Origin of the sequence: Haemophilus parainfluenzae, from assembly GCF_003252755.1 — a bacterium.
GTDB lineage: Bacteria > Pseudomonadota > Gammaproteobacteria > Enterobacterales > Pasteurellaceae > Haemophilus_D > Haemophilus_D parainfluenzae_N.
In genome coordinates this window covers 257,095-271,788 of record NZ_QEPT01000002.1, presented here as the reverse complement: position 1 = coordinate 271,788, position 14,694 = coordinate 257,095, and the positions used below count along the sequence as shown (strand labels likewise).

Genomic DNA, 14,694 nt, shown 5'->3' with positions numbered 1-14,694 from the left:
ATAATAACCGCTAAATATAGTCAAGAATTTAAAAAAAATTTTACTTTTTTATAAATTTATTAACACATGGAAAGAAGATGTGATTGGTGGGCTGTGAGAGGCTCGAACTCTCGACCGACGGATTAAGAGTCCGCTGCTCTACCAACTGAGCTAACAACCCAACCGGTTAAATAATGATCTGTAAAATAGATGGTGGGTCGTGAAGGATTCGAACCTTCGACCAACGGATTAAAAGTCCGCTGCTCTACCGACTGAGCTAACGACCCATTTAGGAATTCTTCGAAATAAAAGTGGTGGGTCGTGAAGGATTCGAACCTTCGACCAACGGATTAAAAGTCCGCTGCTCTACCGACTGAGCTAACGACCCACATCATTTCGTAACAGGTGCGTATATTACCGATTTTATTTTCTGACGCAAGAAAAATCTGAAGAAATTGTGTTAATTGCGTGAATACTCGTCAATTTCTGACAAGATCTTAAAACAAATAAAAAAGGAGAGTATTTCTACTCTCCCTTCTTCTAAGAATCAAAATTCTCTAAAAATATTAGTATGCTAACACTGCACGACGGTTTTTAGAGTATGCCGCTTCATCGTGACCTAACACTGCAGGCTTTTCTTCACCGTAAGAAACAGTTGATACTTTACCAGCATCAACACCTTTACCAGCTAAGAAACCTTTAACTGCATCAGCACGACGTTGACCTAAAGCGATGTTGTATTCTGGAGTACCACGTTCGTCAGTGTTACCTTCAACAACAACTTTAGAAGCTGGAGTTGCATTTAAGTATGCAGCGTGAGCATCTAAGATTTGAACGTATTCACCTTCGATGTTGAATTTATCGAAACCGAAGTAAACGGTGTTGTAACGTTGTTGAAGATCTTCAACAGAGTAACCACCGAAAGTTTGACCGTTGTTAGCACCGTTGCCTGCTGCATCGTTGTTTGATGAGCTACATGCTGCTAATGCAGCTACTGAACCAGCAACTAATAATGATTTAACAAATTTGTTCATTAGATTTCTCCTCAATGAGTTTTTTTATTTAGTCAAGTATGGAGACCAAGCTGGAAATTTCACTTGGCCATTACTTCCTGGAAGACTCGCTTTAAAGCGACCATCTGCAGAAACTAATTGTAACACCTTTCCTAGCCCTTGTGTAGAGCTGTAAATAATCATGATACCGTTAGGAGAAATACTTGGGCTTTCACCTAAGAAAGATGTACTTAATACTTCAGAACTACCGCTGGTGAGATCTTGTTTCACCACGTTGTTATTACCGTTGATCATCACGAGAGTTTTACCATCACTACTGATTTGCGCACTACCGCGACCACCAACTGGTGATGCACCACCACCACTTGCGCTCATGCGATAAACTTGTGGTGAACCACTTCTATCTGAAGTAAAGAGAATTGAGCTACCATCTGGAGACCATGATGGTTCTGTATTATTACCTGCACCGCGAGTTAATTGAGTAGGTGTACCACCATTTGAGCCCATTACATAGATGTTTAATAAACCATCTTGTGAAGAAGCAAATGCGAGTTTAGAACCGTCCGGAGAGAATGCTGGCGCACCGTTATGTCCAGGGAAAGAAGCAACTACTTTACGAGAACCTGAACCTAAGTCTTGTACAACAAGTTGTGATTTTTTGTTCTCAAAAGATACGTATGCTAAACGTTTACCATCTGGAGACCAAGCTGGAGACATAATTGGTTGTGAGCTACGATTTACGATAAATTGGTTGTAGCCATCATAATCTGCTACACGAACTTCATAAGGTTGTGAGCCACCATTTTTTTGCACTACGTAAGCGATACGGGTTCTGAATGCACCACGAATACCGGTTAATTTTTCGAATACTTCATCACTCACGGTATGTGCACCATAGCGTAACCATTTATTTGTCACTGTATAGCTATTTTGTGCAAGTACCGCACCAGGTGTACCTGATGCACCTACAGTATCAACTAATTGGTAAGAAATGTTATAACCGCTACCAGTTGATGTCACTTGACCTACCACAACCGCATCAATACCTAAAGCAGTCCAAGCCTCTGGTTTCACTTCTGCTGCAGTCGTTGGTTGTTGTGGCATTTGACTTACTGGAATAGGGTTAAATTTACCACTATTACGTAAGTCATCTGCAACGATTTGACCAATATTTTCAGGTGCAGAACCTGCGAAAGGAACAACTGCGATAGGACGAGCGCCATCAACACCTTCATCAATCACAATTCGAACTTCATCTTCTGCCATTGCTGTGCTTGCAAATGCAAACATCACCACAAATAGCCCCATAACACGTTTGATCAATTTCATTTAATCACCTTATTTTAACGTTGTTACTTTCCTAAAACCGATTATCGAGCATTGATATCAAAATCGATAGTCGGCGCTTTATATTTCTCATAAATAGCATCAGATGGTGCTGCTGGAACTTTTTTCGTTCTCGCTACCGCACTTAATGCTGCAGTACAAATATCATCAGGTCCTGAAACGCGTTGGTAGCCTAAAATCGTACCATCTCGACCGAGTTGGATTTTAATGCTACAAACTTTACCGGCAAAGCTTGGGTCTTTTAAGAAACGGCGTTGAATTTCACGTTTAATGACACCTGCATATTGGTCACCAACTTTACCACCATCTCCAGCACCTAGTCCTGCACCACTACCTTGTGTACCGCCTTTATTTGCATTACCACCTTTAGATGCACTACCACCACCGACATCTCCGCCGTTCATGAAGTCATCTAAAGCCGCTTGATCTGCTTTACGTTTTGCTGCGTCAGCTTTTGCCTTCGCATCAGCCTTCGCTTTTGCTTCTGCATCCGCTTTAGCTTTTGCTTCTGCCTTCGCTTTCGCCTCTGCATCTGCTTTTGCTTTAGCATCGGCTTCAGCTTTTGCCTTAGCCTTAGCATCCGCCTCAGCTTTCGCTTTAGCATCTGCTTCTGCCTTGGCCTTCGCTTTTGCTTCAGCATCGGCTTTCGCTTTTGCCTCAGCCTTCGCTTTAGCATCGGCTTCAGCTTTTTCTTTGGCTTTTTGAGCTTCGGCTTGTGCTTTAGCTTTTGCCTCTTCCTCAGCCTGTTTAGCTGCTGCCGCTAAACGTTTCGCTTCTGCATCAGCTTTTAACTTCGCTGCTTCAGCAGCTTGTTTTGCTTTCGCTTCTTCAGCTTGTTTCTGCTTTTCTAACGCCTCTTGACGAGCAAGTTCTTGTTGCTGTTTTTGCTTTTCAATTTCTTGCTGCTTTTGTTTTTCAAGTTCTTTTTGACGTTGAATTTCCTGCTGACGCTTAATCTCTTCTTGTTTCGCAATTTCTTGCTGATTTGGTTCAGGCTCTGGTTTTTTCTCTTCGACTACAGGTTCTGGTTTTTTCTGTTTATCAGTTTGACCTTTTTTCTGTTGTTGAATACGTCCCCATTCTTGCGCTGCGCTGCCAGTATCGACCATCACAGCTCCCATGGCATCACCTTCACCTTCTCCACCACCCATTATTTCAACGGTTTGATAAAGAGAGCTCCAAATCAACAAACCAAACAATGCAAGGTGCATCGCAATAGAGATGACAAACTCATTTGCACGTTTTTTTCGTCGATTATTCTGCACGGTTTTACCTACTTATCTTAAATTGGATTGGTCATTAAACCCACAGACTTAATGCCGGCAAGATGTAGTAAATTCAGTGCTTTAATCACTTCTTCATAAGGTACATCTTTTGCTCCGCCCACTAAGAACATTGTGTTATTGTCTTTATCAAATTCTTGTTTTGATAATTGGGTTACCATTTCTTCGTTAAGTCCTTCTTGGCGTTGACCACCAATAGAAATCGAATACTGCCCTACACCTGCTACTTCTAAGATAACCGGTGTTTTATCTTCATTTGATACATTTTGACTTTGCACCGAATCAGGGAGTTCCACTTGAACGCTCTGACTGATAATCGGCGCGGTTGCCATAAAAATTAACACCAAAACTAAAAGAACATCGAGAAATGGCACAATGTTAATTTCAGATTTAATGTCTTTACGCTGACGACGAGCCATAATTTCCTCTAAAACTTCGCTAAAATCCACCGCACTTTTCGTCTGATTAATCAAGTGCGGTCAATTTTTCATTGATTTTTAATGGGGCGCTTTACCAAAAGCTTGACGATGTAAAATTGTGGTGAATTCATCAATGAAGTTACCATAATTTTGTTCAATCGCATTTACACGTAAGCTTAAACGGTTATATGCCATTACAGCCGGAATCGCCGCAAACAAACCGATTGCGGTTGCGATCAAGGCTTCTGCGATACCTGGAGCAACCATTTGTAATGTTGCTTGTTTTGCACCACTTAATGCCATAAATGCGTGCATGATCCCCCAAACGGTACCAAATAAACCGATATATGGACTTACAGAAGCAACTGTTGCTAAGAAAGGTACACGGCTTTCAAGCGCTTCTACTTCACGATTCATCGCAAGGTTCATTGCACGAGTCGTACCTTTGATGATCGCTTCTGGAGCATCTGCATTCACTTGTTTTAAGCGAGAGAATTCTTTAAAGCCGACAAAGAAAATTTGTTCGCTACCCGTTAATACTTCACGACGATTAGATAAACCATCATAAAGTTTGTTTAAATCTTCACCAGACCAGAAGCGATCTTCAAAAGTGTTCGCTTCTTTTAACGCGCTCGTCAAAATACGGCTACGTTGAATGATGATTGCCCAAGAAATAATTGAAAACGAAATTAAGATCACAATTACAAGTTGAACAACGATACTCGCTTTTAAAAAAAGATCTAAAAAGTTCAATTCTGCAGTCATTGCATACTCCGAAAAGTTATTTACTTTAAAAATGCCGCTTTTAATTCTTCAGGAATTGCGACAGGTTTCATTTTGCCTAGATCAACACAGGCTACCTTAACAGTAGCCTTCGATAACACCACTGTCTCACGAACTAACCGCTGTTCAAAGAGAATTGTTGCTCCTTTCACTGCTGTTATTTCAGTTTCGACAATAAGATAATCATCCAATTTTGCCGGAATACAATAGTCAATAGACATGGTTTTGACCACAAAAGCTAACTGTTGTTCCTGCAATAATGATTGTTGGGAAAAATTAAGCGTTCTTAAATATTCAGTTCGCGCACGCTCAAAGAAATGTAAGTAACGTGCGTGATACACTACTCCGCCTGCATCCGTGTCCTCATAATAGACACGAACCGGAAAGGTAAAACATTGGTTATTCAAAATAATGCTCAAATTATTAGCCATAACAAGCCGCTTATTTTAGAACCTGTTCATTAGATGTGCAAGCGCCAAATAACAATATTTATCTAGAGTTTCTATAGTAACCAATGCTGAACAATGGCAATTATTGTGGTGAAATAACCAATAAATGGCAAGAAAACAAGCTGCCATATTGCTCGGCGAATTTCAAATCCGATACCGTGAATCCACAAATTAATCAATCCCCAAAAAATCACAAGAATCCAAGCGGGATGTGCAGTACGAAGTGCGGTCGAAAATTGATTTAAATTTAAAAAGAAAGCCGCGGTCAAAAATAACGCCAAAATAAACGAAAGGGTTCGCAAGGAACCCTTATTACTTAATTGATAGAGCGAATTAATCATCATTACTCGTCAAATTTACCTGACTTTTCTTTACCAATGGTTAATTTAGCACTCACCATAATTGCAGCCAACACACCCACTACCCAAATTACATATAACATATTGTTTCTCCTTAGTATAATGAGTTTTTGTTGTCTTCAACAAAGCTTTCATCCAAGCGACCAAACATTTTGTAGTATGACCAAATGGTGTAAAGCAATGAGATGGAAACAAATACTAATGCCAAGTAGAACATTAAAGTTAATGTTAATTCACTTGACGTTGCATCCCACATTAACAAGCTTTGTTCTGGATGAGTACTTGAAGGCATTACAAATGGGAACATTGATACTGCCGCAGTAATAATCACACCTGCCATTGTTAATACAGAGAAGAAGAACGCAAAACCACAACGATTTGCTTTAGATGCAACCACATTTAATAATGCACCTACCACAGCTAATACTGGGAATGCCCATAAAGCTGGATTTTCATTGAAGTTTTTGAACCATGCACCTGCTTCAACTGCCACTTCTTTACCTGAAGCTGGCGCTGATGCTGCAAAGTGATCGATAGTGCTAGTTACAACATAACCTTCTTTGAAAGAAAGCCACACACCGGCAAGTATAAAAGTAATTAATGTTACTAATGCACCAATTTGTGTAATCGCTCTTGCACGATCACGCAATGCTGCAGTGGTTTTCATTTGTAACCAGTTTGCACCGTGAGTCACTAACATTGCAAGGCTTAACACACCACAAAGTAATGCAAATGGGTTTAATAATGCAAAGAAAGAACCGGTGTAAGTTGCTTGTGAAAGCTCATTTAATTCAAATGGCACACCTTGTAATAAATTACCAAATGCCACACCGAATACTAATGCAGGCACAAACCCCCCCGCAAACAAGCCCCAATCCCACATCGCACGCCATGTTGGATTATCAATTTTCGCACGATATTCAAAACCAATTGGACGGAAGAATAACGCAGCTAACACAAGGAATAAGGCAATATAGAAACCTGAAAACGCTACAGAATAAACAATCGGCCATGCCGCAAAGATTGCACCACCAGCAGTTAATAACCAAACTTGGTTACCATCCCAGTGTGGAGCAATAGAGTTAATCATAATACGTCTTTCTACTTCTTTCTTACCTGCTACTGGTAAAAGTGCGGTTACGCCCATATCGAATCCATCTGTTACAGAGAAGCCGATAAGCAATACGATAACTAGCACCCACCAAATAATACGTAGAATTTCATAATCAAGCATAATTCATCTCCTGCTTATTTAGATGATTGCTCAAAATAGTATTTGCCGGTTTTCAATGCACTCGGACCTAAACGTGCATATTTAAACATCAAATACATTTCCGCAATAATGAAGAAGAAGTAAAGTACACAAATTAAACCGATAGAGAACCATAGGTCACCTACACTCAAGTTAGAAGCAGACACACCTACCGGTAATACTTCATAAATCGCCCACGGTTGACGACCAAATTCAGCTAAGAACCAACCAAATTCAATCGCTAAGATTGGCAATGGGATACCCCAAAGCAATGCTTTAAGTAATAAGCGAGAGGAAGTCACTTTGTTACGTAAATTTTGAACAAATGCACCAAAGGTCAGTAAAATAATTAAACCGCCTGCTGCTAACATACCACGGAACGCCCAGAAGTTAGGACCTACGTTTGGAATAGTATCACGTGCTGCTTGTTTAATTTGTTCATCCGTTGCATCTACAACTTTATCTGTGTAACGTTTTAATAATAAACCGAAACCTAAATCACCTTTAACTTCATCAAATTTTGCTTTAGTTTCTGGATTTACTTGGCCTGCTGATTTTTTCTCTGCTTTTAATTGTGTGAATAAATCATAAGCAACCATACCGTTACGAACACGGCCTTCATTTTTTGCTTGAATTTCTTTCAAACCAACGATTTCAGTGTCTAAAGAACGCGTTGCAATTAAACCACCTAAATATGGGATTTCAATCGCAAAATCATTTTTCATTTCTGCAGTATTTGGAATCGCCACTGGGTGGAATGGGGCTGGTGCAGGATGAGTTTCAAACTCAGCTTCCATTGCAGCTAATTTCACAGGTTGTGCTTTACCGATGTCGTAACCTGATTCATCACCCATAATTAATACTGCTGATGCTGCGATAAAGCCAAAGGTTGCTGCTACAGAGAATGAACGTTTAGCAAAACCAATATCACGGCCTTTTAATAAATAGAATGCACTAATACCTAATACAAACATAGCACCAGTTGAATAACCTGCTGTTAATGTATGTAAGAATTTACTTTGCGCAACTGGGTTTAACCAAAGATCTAAGAAGCTGGTCATCTCCATACGAACGGTTTCAAAGTTAAATTCTGCTGCTACTGGATGTTGCATCCAACCATTTGCCACTAAAATCCACATTGCAGAAAGGTTTGAACCAAAGGCTACGCAGTAAGTTGCGAGTAAGTGTTTACCTTTAGTTAAACGATCCCAACCAAAGAAGAATAGACCCACGAAAGTGGATTCTAAGAAGAATGCAAGTAATGCTTCGATCGCTAATGGCGCACCGAAAATATCACCTACATAGTGAGAATAATAAGACCAGTTTGTCCCGAATTGGAACTCCATGATAATACCGGTCGTTACCCCTAGAGCAAAGTTAATACCAAATAACTTACCCCAGAATTTAGTCATATCTTTATATACTTCTTTGCCCGTTTTAACATAAATGGTTTCCATGATCACAAGAACGAAAGATAAACCTAATGTTAATGGTACAAAAATGAAGTGATATAACGCAGTTAACGCAAACTGCAAGCGTGAGAGATCAACAACGTCTAACATCTCAACTCCTTGTATAAATCTACAAGATTTTCACTTTATGATTACCAAGGATAATCCCAAATAATCACCCCAAACTACTCAACAAAAGTCGTTAAGAAACATTGAATTATTTACGTAATAATTGCCTTTTCTATTCTCAAAACAGAATGCAGTAACCGATTACAATATAAACATTCAAAATTTTGCCATATTCTACTACTATTTATGCGGATAAAAAATAGAAAAAACCGTTATATTGATCACATTTTTTGATATAAGTTACAAAATACCCTATTTTGCATAACAATGACAAAATTGATCCACATCAAATTCTGTATTTTTTGCTCAAAATGGAAAAATTTATCTATCACAAGGAAACTTTATTTAAAAAAAATGGACAAAATAATCACTAGACAGGGCTGCAAGATTTTGCTATTTTTTAGCCTAATAATATTTGGAGAGATTTGTAGGGATTTACAATGAAAAAAATTTGCGTAATTTTGACTGCACTTTTCGGTTCTATGGCATTATCTGCCACCGCAGCACCTCTTACAGAAAACAAAGCTGCTCTTCCACAACAATGTACACAGTTATTTAAAGAAACAGAAAATTTGATTGCTCAAGCAGAAAAACAGCCTGGCACTCATACTCAAGTAGGTAAAATCAAAAGTAAACTTAATCAAAGCAAACAGCAAATTCTCGAGATGGAATTAGCGACTCAACAAAAAAGCTGTGATGTGGGTTTAGCAAGATTAAATAGCATGAAGAGCTATACTGAAGGAACTAACTAAGCAGGTTTCAAAAAGAAAGGACATATTGATATCAATATGTCCTTTTTTCTATCTCTTATTCTGACGGCTTCTGAAGTCCGAAGTGTCGATAAGTTAACGAGGTCGCAATTCGGCCTCGAGGCGTACGCTGTAAAAATCCTTGTTGAATCAAGTAAGGTTCTAAAACATCCTCGATAGTGTCTCGTTCTTCACCTATTGCTGCAGCCAAGTTATCTAACCCAACTGGTCCACCATCAAAACGTTCAATCACTGCGGTAAGCAATTTTCTATCTAAGTAATCAAAGCCCGCATCATCTACATCTAACATTGAAAGCGCTTGTTTCGCAATATCTGCCGAAATAATGCCATCATTACGCACATCAGCAAAATCTCGAACGCGACGCAATAAACGGTTTGCAATACGAGGGGTGCCACGTGAACGACGAGCCACTTCAAAAGCGGCTTTATCTTCTAATTCCAGATTTAAGCAAGAGGCACTTCTTGTCACAATAGAAGTTAAATCTTCAACGGAATAAAATTCTAAACGCTGAACAATACCAAAACGATCACGTAGTGGCGAAGTTAAAGAACCCGCTCGAGTTGTTGCACCAATTAATGTGAAAGGTGGTAAATCCAATTTAATTGAACGTGCCGCTGGTCCTTCGCCGATCATAATATCTAGCTGATAATCTTCCATTGCGGGATAAAGCACTTCTTCAATCGCAGGAGAAAGACGGTGAATTTCATCAATAAACAACACATCATGGGGTTCAAGATTTGTCAGCATTGCTGCCAAATCGCCGGCTTTTTCAAGCACAGGCCCCGATGTTGTGCGAATATTCACACCCATTTCATTTGCCACAATATTAGCTAGCGTCGTTTTTCCTAAACCTGGAGGGCCGAAGATCAAAAGATGATCTAAGGCATCTTGACGCAATTTTGCCGCCTTAATAAAAATATCCATTTGCTCTCGCACTTGCGGCTGTCCCACATAATCAGCTAAAAGCTTTGGACGAATCGCACGATCGATAACATCTTCATCCATCTTTGCCTGACTGCTAATAATTCTATCTGCTTCGATCATATCTATTTAATCTTTATAATGCGGCTTTTAAGGCTTCACGAATTAATTGCTCACTGCTTAAATCCGCTTTAGCGACTTTTTTCACCATTTTTTCAGCATCGGTTGGTTTATAGCCTAACGCAATCAGCGCAGCAACCGCTTCATCAGCTGAGCTCTCCGCTTGACGTAATTCTGAAGTTGAAGGAATATGCTTGCTCTCCACAAAGAAATCACTTTGGCGAACATCTTTAAACTTCCCTTTTAACTCCACCAATAAGCGTTCAGCCGTTTTCTTGCCCACACCAGGAATTTTAACTAATTTTGACAGTTCTTCTCGCTCAATAGCGTAAGCAAACTGCTCTACTGACATTGCAGATAAAATTGCGAGTGCCAATTTAGGACCAACACCATTGGTTTTAATTAATTCACGGAATAAAGTGCGGTCAGTTTTTTGGGCGAATCCAAAAAGAAGATGAGCATCTTCACGCACAACAAGATGGGTAAATAAAGTGGTTTCTTGCCCGATTTCTGGTAAGTCATAAAAACTGGTCATTGGTAACAATAATTCGTAACCGACGCCTTGTACATCAAGCAAAATTTCAGGAGGTTGTTTTTCTAATAAGATGCCTTTTAAACGACCAATCATAAGATTTCCATGTAAAAAAAATTTTGCATAGAATAAAATAAAACTGGATATTAATCCAGTTAAATTTTTAATCTAAATCGACCTCGGCTGTATCTTGTTTTTAAAAGTGCGGTCATTTTTTCATGTGTTTCTGTGGTTTTGACCGAGCCAGCAATATGCAAGGAATGTTGAATGGTATGAGCATGAGTGATGGCAATAGCTAAAGCATCTGCCGCATCTGCCTGAGGTTTATCTGAGAGCTTCAAAATTCGTGTCACCATATCTTGTACTTGAACTTTATCTGCAGAACCAATCCCTACGACAGTCTGTTTCACCAAACGAGCCGCATATTCAAATACAGGTAAATCCTGATTCACAGCTGCCACAATCGCCGTACCACGTGCTTGCCCCAGTTTTAAAGCTGAATCCGCATTTTTAGCCATAAACACTTGTTCAATAGCAAACATATCGGGCTGGAATTGTGTGATGATTTCTGTCACGCCAGCATAAATTCGTTTTAAGCGTGTAGGTAAATCCTCTACCTGCGTGCGGATTGCTCCACTGCCGAGATATTCTAAATGTCGACCATTTTGTCTAATCACACCATAACCCGTTACACGAGAACCTGGGTCAATGCCTAAAATAATACTCATAAACTCTCAAAAATAAACGGCCGGTCAATGCCGGCCGTTTTTAGCGTTAATTATTGGTTTGCTTTTGCAGTTGCTTTTGCATCTACATCACAGTTTTTCACAACAATTTTATCTGCTTTTTTGCCTTTGATTAAAAGATTCACTGGCGCAACAGAATCAAATTTATCTAAAGTTAAACCACTGTCTACGTTCCAAACATATTTGCCAGAAGTAAATGAAGTGAAGTCTTTTTGAGCTGCATCACGAGCGAAATCTTTCGCAACAACTTTGTTGCCTACCATTACCATTGCCGCTGTTGGCTCTTGGTTTTCGAATTGATAAACTGCAGTTACAGTTTTCTTGTTACAAGTATAAACTACTGTTTTATCCGTTACAGTAGTTGCTGCAGCTTGCTCTGCTTTGTTTTCTACTTTTGGTGCTTCGCTTGCACAAGCTGATAAAACAACAAGAGCGGCCATTGCAGGTAATACTTTAGCTAATTTCATTCTAAATCTCCTTAAAATTACAGCTGAGCTGCAACTTCATCACTAATTTCACCGTTATGATATACGTTTTGTACATCGTCACAGTCTTCTAACATGTCAATTAAACGCAACAATTTAGGCGCAGTTTCAAGATCAAGATCAACTGTTGTTGATGGAATCATTGTCACTTCTGCGTTATCAATTTTAAATCCTGCTGCTTCGATTGCATCGCGCACAGAACCTAAATCTTCCCACGCGGTATAGATTTCAAATGATCCATCATCTTGCGGTTGAACATCATCTGCACCGGCTTCAATTGCTGCCTCCATTAACGCATCTTCTTCACCTTGGCTAATTAAAATCAAGCCTTTTTTGCTGAATAAGTAGCCCACAGAACCTTCAGTCCCTAAGTTACCACCACATTTAGTGAAACTTGGGCGAACCTGTGAGATGGTTCGGTTTGCGTTGTCACTTAGACACTCAACCATCACAGCAGTTCCACCCGGACCATAACCTTCGTAAATTCTTGTTTCCATATTGGTATCATCACCACCACCCACACCGCGTTCAATCGCACGGTTAATGGTGTCGCGAGTCATATTGCTCGATAAGGCTTTATCTACTGCCGCACGTAGACGCGGGTTCGCACTGACATCACCGCCACCAATTTTTGCCGCAGTGACTAATTCACGAATTAATTTTGTAAAAATTTTACCGCGTTGCGCATCTTGTGCTGCTTTACGGTGTTTAATATTTGCCCACTTACTATGGCCTGCCATGTTGTTTTCCTTCTTATCTTAAAAACGTTTTTAAATGAAATCCTCTTCTATAGAGGAAAGCCGTTCATCAAATATTTTTTGATGGCCTCGGCATTATTCGGCGATTTTGTCATTTGGATCGCATGTTCTGGAGAAACCCATTGATACGCCAAATGCTCACTTAATATCGGTTCAAATTCCTGCTCAACTGCCAATAAAAACCAATGTTCATGACAGTGAGTTACATTCGGTGCGTATTTATAGCGGAAATGCGGAAAAATTTCAAATTCTATACTCTCTTTACAATCAAAAAGTACGGTCGAATTTTCTTCTATTTTTAATCCTACTTCTTCCCAAACTTCTCGAATTGCTGTTTCTCTTGGTGTTTCATTGGTTTCCAGTGTCCCCGTAACGGATTGCCAAAAAGTGGAATCATCTTGGCGTTGAAGCATAAGAACACGATGCGTGCTTTCCGCATAAATTACCACGAGAACCGATTGATTATTTTTATATTTCAAGCTCGTCATCTACATAATTGAGAATGGGCAGCATCATACCTTTTCTACTAAAAACTTTCAAAAAAATTACCGCACTTTAAAACTAAAGTGCGGTAATTATCTCAATTATTTTAGTTTAACCAGCCAGCTTGTTGGGCGATAAACAAGCCTGCAAAGGCTGTTAAGTAGAATAACCCAATAAGGGATAACCACAATAATCCGCCTTTTACACTGTGTTTCGCGTGCTTAGTCAGAGATAAATTCAACCAAGCAAAGATTGGTGCAGAAACAAATGAAGCAATCATCGCGAATTTCAGCATTGGACCTACTGCATTATTAAAGTAGAAAATAATCGCTAAACCAGATAACGCCGCAAAAATCATACCGATATTAAGAATTCTCACAGAGCTTTCCTGTTTACCGAATAAGATACGCAAAGATTCAACGTTGGTACGAGAGTAACCATCAATTACTGTAATTGTTGTACCAAACATACACATGAACGCAATGACTGCAATTAATAAGCGAGACCATTCACCGATAGTACTTGCATACATATTGATAAGTTGTGCAATATATTTTCCGCCAACCATCTCGACGGTTTCAGGAGAACCATATTGCACCAATGCACCAAGCGCTAAAAATACGACAGCTAAAATTGCTGTACCGATATAACCCACGTTGAAGTCAAATAAACCATCTTCATAAGATACTTTCGTTAGACGACGTTTTGCCACCACCCACATAGAGTTAACAGCAGAAATTTCAATTGGTGCAGGCATCCAGCCCATTAAGGCCACTAAAAACGCTAATTTACTTAATTCCCATGGAGAAGGTGCTACAAAATCAGGTGTGGCTACGCCATTGATACCATTACGCATAAAAGCAATCACGACTGCGCTCACGGTTGTTACCGTTAAAGCAATCATGATGATTTTCGATAAACTATCTAATAAACGATATTTACCCAACAATAAAATGCCGGTTGTCACAAGAATCACTAATGAGCTTAATACTGGCATTGGTAGAGGAATTGGCGTAATGAAGGTTAAAATTGCAGCTGTTAATAATCCCACTGCAGCAGTATTAATTACTGTGGCAAAAACGTTTAAAGCAAGGAATAACCAAAGGTAGAACTTCCCTTTTTGACGGTAACCCTCTAACAAAGTATTACCGGTATCTAAGGTATATTGAACACCGAAACGGAAGAAAGGATATTTAAATAAGTTAGCAAGAATAACAATACTCACTAATTCCCAACCATAGATCGCACCAGCTTGGGTAGATGCAATAATATGCGAACCACCAACAGCTGCTGATGCCATCACGATGCCCGGACCTAAGGCAGAGAATTTACTCGCCCACGTTGATTTTTCTACTGGAGTTGAAACTTCACTCATAAAATGTTCTCTTATAAATTAATCATAAATCGAAAAAGG

18 protein-coding genes and 3 tRNA genes are annotated in these 14,694 nt (G+C 39.5%); 1 reads left to right on the top strand and 20 read right to left on the bottom strand.

What is annotated here, in order from left to right; genetic code table 11:
- Nucleotides 1–84: 84 nt before the first annotated feature.
- The 13 genes from DPV95_RS03640 to DPV95_RS03580 all read right to left on the bottom strand — a co-directional run bounded on the left by DPV95_RS03640 (nucleotide 85) and on the right by DPV95_RS03580 (nucleotide 8,446).
- A tRNA-Lys gene (locus DPV95_RS03640) sits at nucleotides 85–160 on the bottom strand.
- A gap of 30 nt (nucleotides 161–190) precedes the next feature.
- A tRNA-Lys gene (locus tag DPV95_RS03635) sits at nucleotides 191–266 on the bottom strand.
- Between the two features lie 25 nt (nucleotides 267–291).
- Nucleotides 292–367: transfer RNA gene (locus tag DPV95_RS03630), tRNA-Lys, on the bottom strand.
- Nucleotides 368–545: 178 nt separating this feature from the next.
- Nucleotides 546–1,013 carry a peptidoglycan-associated lipoprotein Pal gene (gene pal, locus DPV95_RS03625; protein WP_005696669.1) on the bottom strand — a complete coding sequence of 156 codons (468 nt, stop codon included), beginning with the start codon at nucleotides 1,011–1,013 and terminating at the stop codon, nucleotides 546–548.
- A gap of 24 nt (nucleotides 1,014–1,037) precedes the next feature.
- Complete coding sequence (gene tolB, locus DPV95_RS03620) at nucleotides 1,038–2,321, bottom strand: Tol-Pal system beta propeller repeat protein TolB (RefSeq protein ID WP_005696671.1); 1,284 nt, start codon at nucleotides 2,319–2,321, stop codon at nucleotides 1,038–1,040.
- A 41-nt stretch (nucleotides 2,322–2,362) separates the two neighbouring features.
- The gene (gene tolA, locus DPV95_RS03615) at nucleotides 2,363–3,604 is read right to left on the bottom strand and encodes a cell envelope integrity protein TolA (protein ID WP_049368008.1); all 1,242 of its coding nucleotides are present in this window, start codon (nucleotides 3,602–3,604) and stop codon (nucleotides 2,363–2,365) included.
- A gap of 17 nt (nucleotides 3,605–3,621) precedes the next feature.
- Nucleotides 3,622–4,041 carry a colicin uptake protein TolR gene (tolR, locus tag DPV95_RS03610; protein ID WP_032803822.1) on the bottom strand — a complete coding sequence of 140 codons (420 nt, stop codon included), beginning with the start codon at nucleotides 4,039–4,041 and terminating at the stop codon, nucleotides 3,622–3,624.
- 78 nt (nucleotides 4,042–4,119) lie between these two features.
- The gene (tolQ, locus tag DPV95_RS03605; RefSeq protein WP_005696675.1) at nucleotides 4,120–4,806 is read right to left on the bottom strand and encodes a protein TolQ; all 687 of its coding nucleotides are present in this window, start codon (nucleotides 4,804–4,806) and stop codon (nucleotides 4,120–4,122) included.
- Between the two features lie 20 nt (nucleotides 4,807–4,826).
- Nucleotides 4,827–5,255: a tol-pal system-associated acyl-CoA thioesterase gene (ybgC, locus tag DPV95_RS03600; protein ID WP_239660989.1), complete on the bottom strand. Its 429-nt coding sequence runs from the start codon at nucleotides 5,253–5,255 to the stop codon at nucleotides 4,827–4,829.
- A gap of 71 nt (nucleotides 5,256–5,326) precedes the next feature.
- Complete coding sequence (ybgE, locus tag DPV95_RS03595) at nucleotides 5,327–5,614, bottom strand: cyd operon protein YbgE (RefSeq protein ID WP_049368048.1); 288 nt, start codon at nucleotides 5,612–5,614, stop codon at nucleotides 5,327–5,329.
- A gap of 2 nt (nucleotides 5,615–5,616) precedes the next feature.
- Nucleotides 5,617–5,715, bottom strand: coding sequence for a cytochrome bd oxidase small subunit, CydX/CbdX family (locus DPV95_RS03590; protein ID WP_111406655.1), 99 nt, complete (start codon nucleotides 5,713–5,715; stop codon nucleotides 5,617–5,619).
- Between the two features lie 11 nt (nucleotides 5,716–5,726).
- Nucleotides 5,727–6,866, bottom strand: a complete 1,140-nt coding sequence (gene cydB / locus DPV95_RS03585) for a cytochrome d ubiquinol oxidase subunit II (protein WP_049368009.1) — start codon at nucleotides 6,864–6,866, stop codon at nucleotides 5,727–5,729.
- 14 nt (nucleotides 6,867–6,880) lie between these two features.
- Complete coding sequence (locus DPV95_RS03580; protein WP_014064908.1) at nucleotides 6,881–8,446, bottom strand: cytochrome ubiquinol oxidase subunit I; 1,566 nt, start codon at nucleotides 8,444–8,446, stop codon at nucleotides 6,881–6,883.
- 458 nt (nucleotides 8,447–8,904) lie between these two features.
- Between DPV95_RS03580 and DPV95_RS03575 the strand changes: the two genes are divergently transcribed.
- A complete protein-coding gene (locus DPV95_RS03575) occupies nucleotides 8,905–9,216 on the top strand; it encodes a DUF5339 domain-containing protein (protein ID WP_049368010.1) in 312 nt (103 codons plus the stop codon).
- Between the two features lie 55 nt (nucleotides 9,217–9,271).
- Here DPV95_RS03575 and ruvB read toward each other — a convergent pair whose 3' ends face one another.
- The 7 genes from ruvB to DPV95_RS03540 all read right to left on the bottom strand — a co-directional run bounded on the left by ruvB (nucleotide 9,272) and on the right by DPV95_RS03540 (nucleotide 14,655).
- Nucleotides 9,272–10,279 carry a Holliday junction branch migration DNA helicase RuvB gene (gene ruvB / locus DPV95_RS03570; protein ID WP_041918230.1) on the bottom strand — a complete coding sequence of 336 codons (1,008 nt, stop codon included), beginning with the start codon at nucleotides 10,277–10,279 and terminating at the stop codon, nucleotides 9,272–9,274.
- A 13-nt stretch (nucleotides 10,280–10,292) separates the two neighbouring features.
- On the bottom strand, nucleotides 10,293–10,904 hold the full coding sequence (gene ruvA, locus DPV95_RS03565) for a Holliday junction branch migration protein RuvA (protein WP_049368011.1): 612 nt from the start codon (nucleotides 10,902–10,904) through the stop codon (nucleotides 10,293–10,295).
- Nucleotides 10,905–10,963: 59 nt separating this feature from the next.
- On the bottom strand, nucleotides 10,964–11,536 hold the full coding sequence (ruvC, locus tag DPV95_RS03560) for a crossover junction endodeoxyribonuclease RuvC (protein ID WP_049368012.1): 573 nt from the start codon (nucleotides 11,534–11,536) through the stop codon (nucleotides 10,964–10,966).
- A gap of 50 nt (nucleotides 11,537–11,586) precedes the next feature.
- Nucleotides 11,587–12,021, bottom strand: coding sequence for an ACP-like domain-containing protein (locus tag DPV95_RS03555; protein ID WP_049368013.1), 435 nt, complete (start codon nucleotides 12,019–12,021; stop codon nucleotides 11,587–11,589).
- Nucleotides 12,022–12,038: 17 nt separating this feature from the next.
- Nucleotides 12,039–12,779, bottom strand: coding sequence for a YebC/PmpR family DNA-binding transcriptional regulator (locus tag DPV95_RS03550; RefSeq protein WP_005697071.1), 741 nt, complete (start codon nucleotides 12,777–12,779; stop codon nucleotides 12,039–12,041).
- A 47-nt stretch (nucleotides 12,780–12,826) separates the two neighbouring features.
- On the bottom strand, nucleotides 12,827–13,285 hold the full coding sequence (nudB, locus tag DPV95_RS03545) for a dihydroneopterin triphosphate diphosphatase (RefSeq protein ID WP_049368014.1): 459 nt from the start codon (nucleotides 13,283–13,285) through the stop codon (nucleotides 12,827–12,829).
- Between the two features lie 101 nt (nucleotides 13,286–13,386).
- A complete protein-coding gene (locus tag DPV95_RS03540; RefSeq protein ID WP_014064903.1) occupies nucleotides 13,387–14,655 on the bottom strand; it encodes an NRAMP family divalent metal transporter in 1,269 nt (422 codons plus the stop codon).
- Between the last annotated feature and the right edge of the window lie 39 nt (nucleotides 14,656–14,694).

Excerpts from the sequence above, each read along its gene's own strand:
- ruvA (WP_049368011.1), bottom strand. The coding sequence starts at position 10,904 with ATGATTGGTCGTTTAAAAGGCATCTTATTAGAAAAACAACCTCCTGAA.
- DPV95_RS03550 (WP_005697071.1), bottom strand. The coding sequence starts at position 12,779 with ATGGCAGGCCATAGTAAGTGGGCAAATATTAAACACCGTAAAGCAGCA.
- ruvC (WP_049368012.1), bottom strand. The coding sequence starts at position 11,536 with ATGAGTATTATTTTAGGCATTGACCCAGGTTCTCGTGTAACGGGTTAT.
- ybgC (WP_239660989.1), bottom strand. The coding sequence starts at position 5,255 with ATGGCTAATAATTTGAGCATTATTTTGAATAACCAATGTTTTACCTTT.
- nudB (WP_049368014.1), bottom strand. The coding sequence starts at position 13,285 with ATGACGAGCTTGAAATATAAAAATAATCAATCGGTTCTCGTGGTAATT.
- tolR (WP_032803822.1), bottom strand. The coding sequence starts at position 4,041 with ATGGCTCGTCGTCAGCGTAAAGACATTAAATCTGAAATTAACATTGTG.
- pal (WP_005696669.1), bottom strand. The coding sequence starts at position 1,013 with ATGAACAAATTTGTTAAATCATTATTAGTTGCTGGTTCAGTAGCTGCA.
- DPV95_RS03540 (WP_014064903.1), bottom strand. The coding sequence starts at position 14,655 with ATGAGTGAAGTTTCAACTCCAGTAGAAAAATCAACGTGGGCGAGTAAA.
- DPV95_RS03580 (WP_014064908.1), bottom strand. The coding sequence starts at position 8,446 with ATGTTAGACGTTGTTGATCTCTCACGCTTGCAGTTTGCGTTAACTGCG.
- ybgE (WP_049368048.1), bottom strand. The coding sequence starts at position 5,614 with ATGATTAATTCGCTCTATCAATTAAGTAATAAGGGTTCCTTGCGAACC.
- ruvB (WP_041918230.1), bottom strand. The coding sequence starts at position 10,279 with ATGATCGAAGCAGATAGAATTATTAGCAGTCAGGCAAAGATGGATGAA.
- DPV95_RS03590 (WP_111406655.1), bottom strand. The coding sequence starts at position 5,715 with ATGTTATATGTAATTTGGGTAGTGGGTGTGTTGGCTGCAATTATGGTG.
- DPV95_RS03575 (WP_049368010.1), top strand. The coding sequence starts at position 8,905 with ATGAAAAAAATTTGCGTAATTTTGACTGCACTTTTCGGTTCTATGGCA.
- DPV95_RS03555 (WP_049368013.1), bottom strand. The coding sequence starts at position 12,021 with ATGAAATTAGCTAAAGTATTACCTGCAATGGCCGCTCTTGTTGTTTTA.
- tolQ (WP_005696675.1), bottom strand. The coding sequence starts at position 4,806 with ATGACTGCAGAATTGAACTTTTTAGATCTTTTTTTAAAAGCGAGTATC.
- tolB (WP_005696671.1), bottom strand. The coding sequence starts at position 2,321 with ATGAAATTGATCAAACGTGTTATGGGGCTATTTGTGGTGATGTTTGCA.
- cydB (WP_049368009.1), bottom strand. The coding sequence starts at position 6,866 with ATGCTTGATTATGAAATTCTACGTATTATTTGGTGGGTGCTAGTTATC.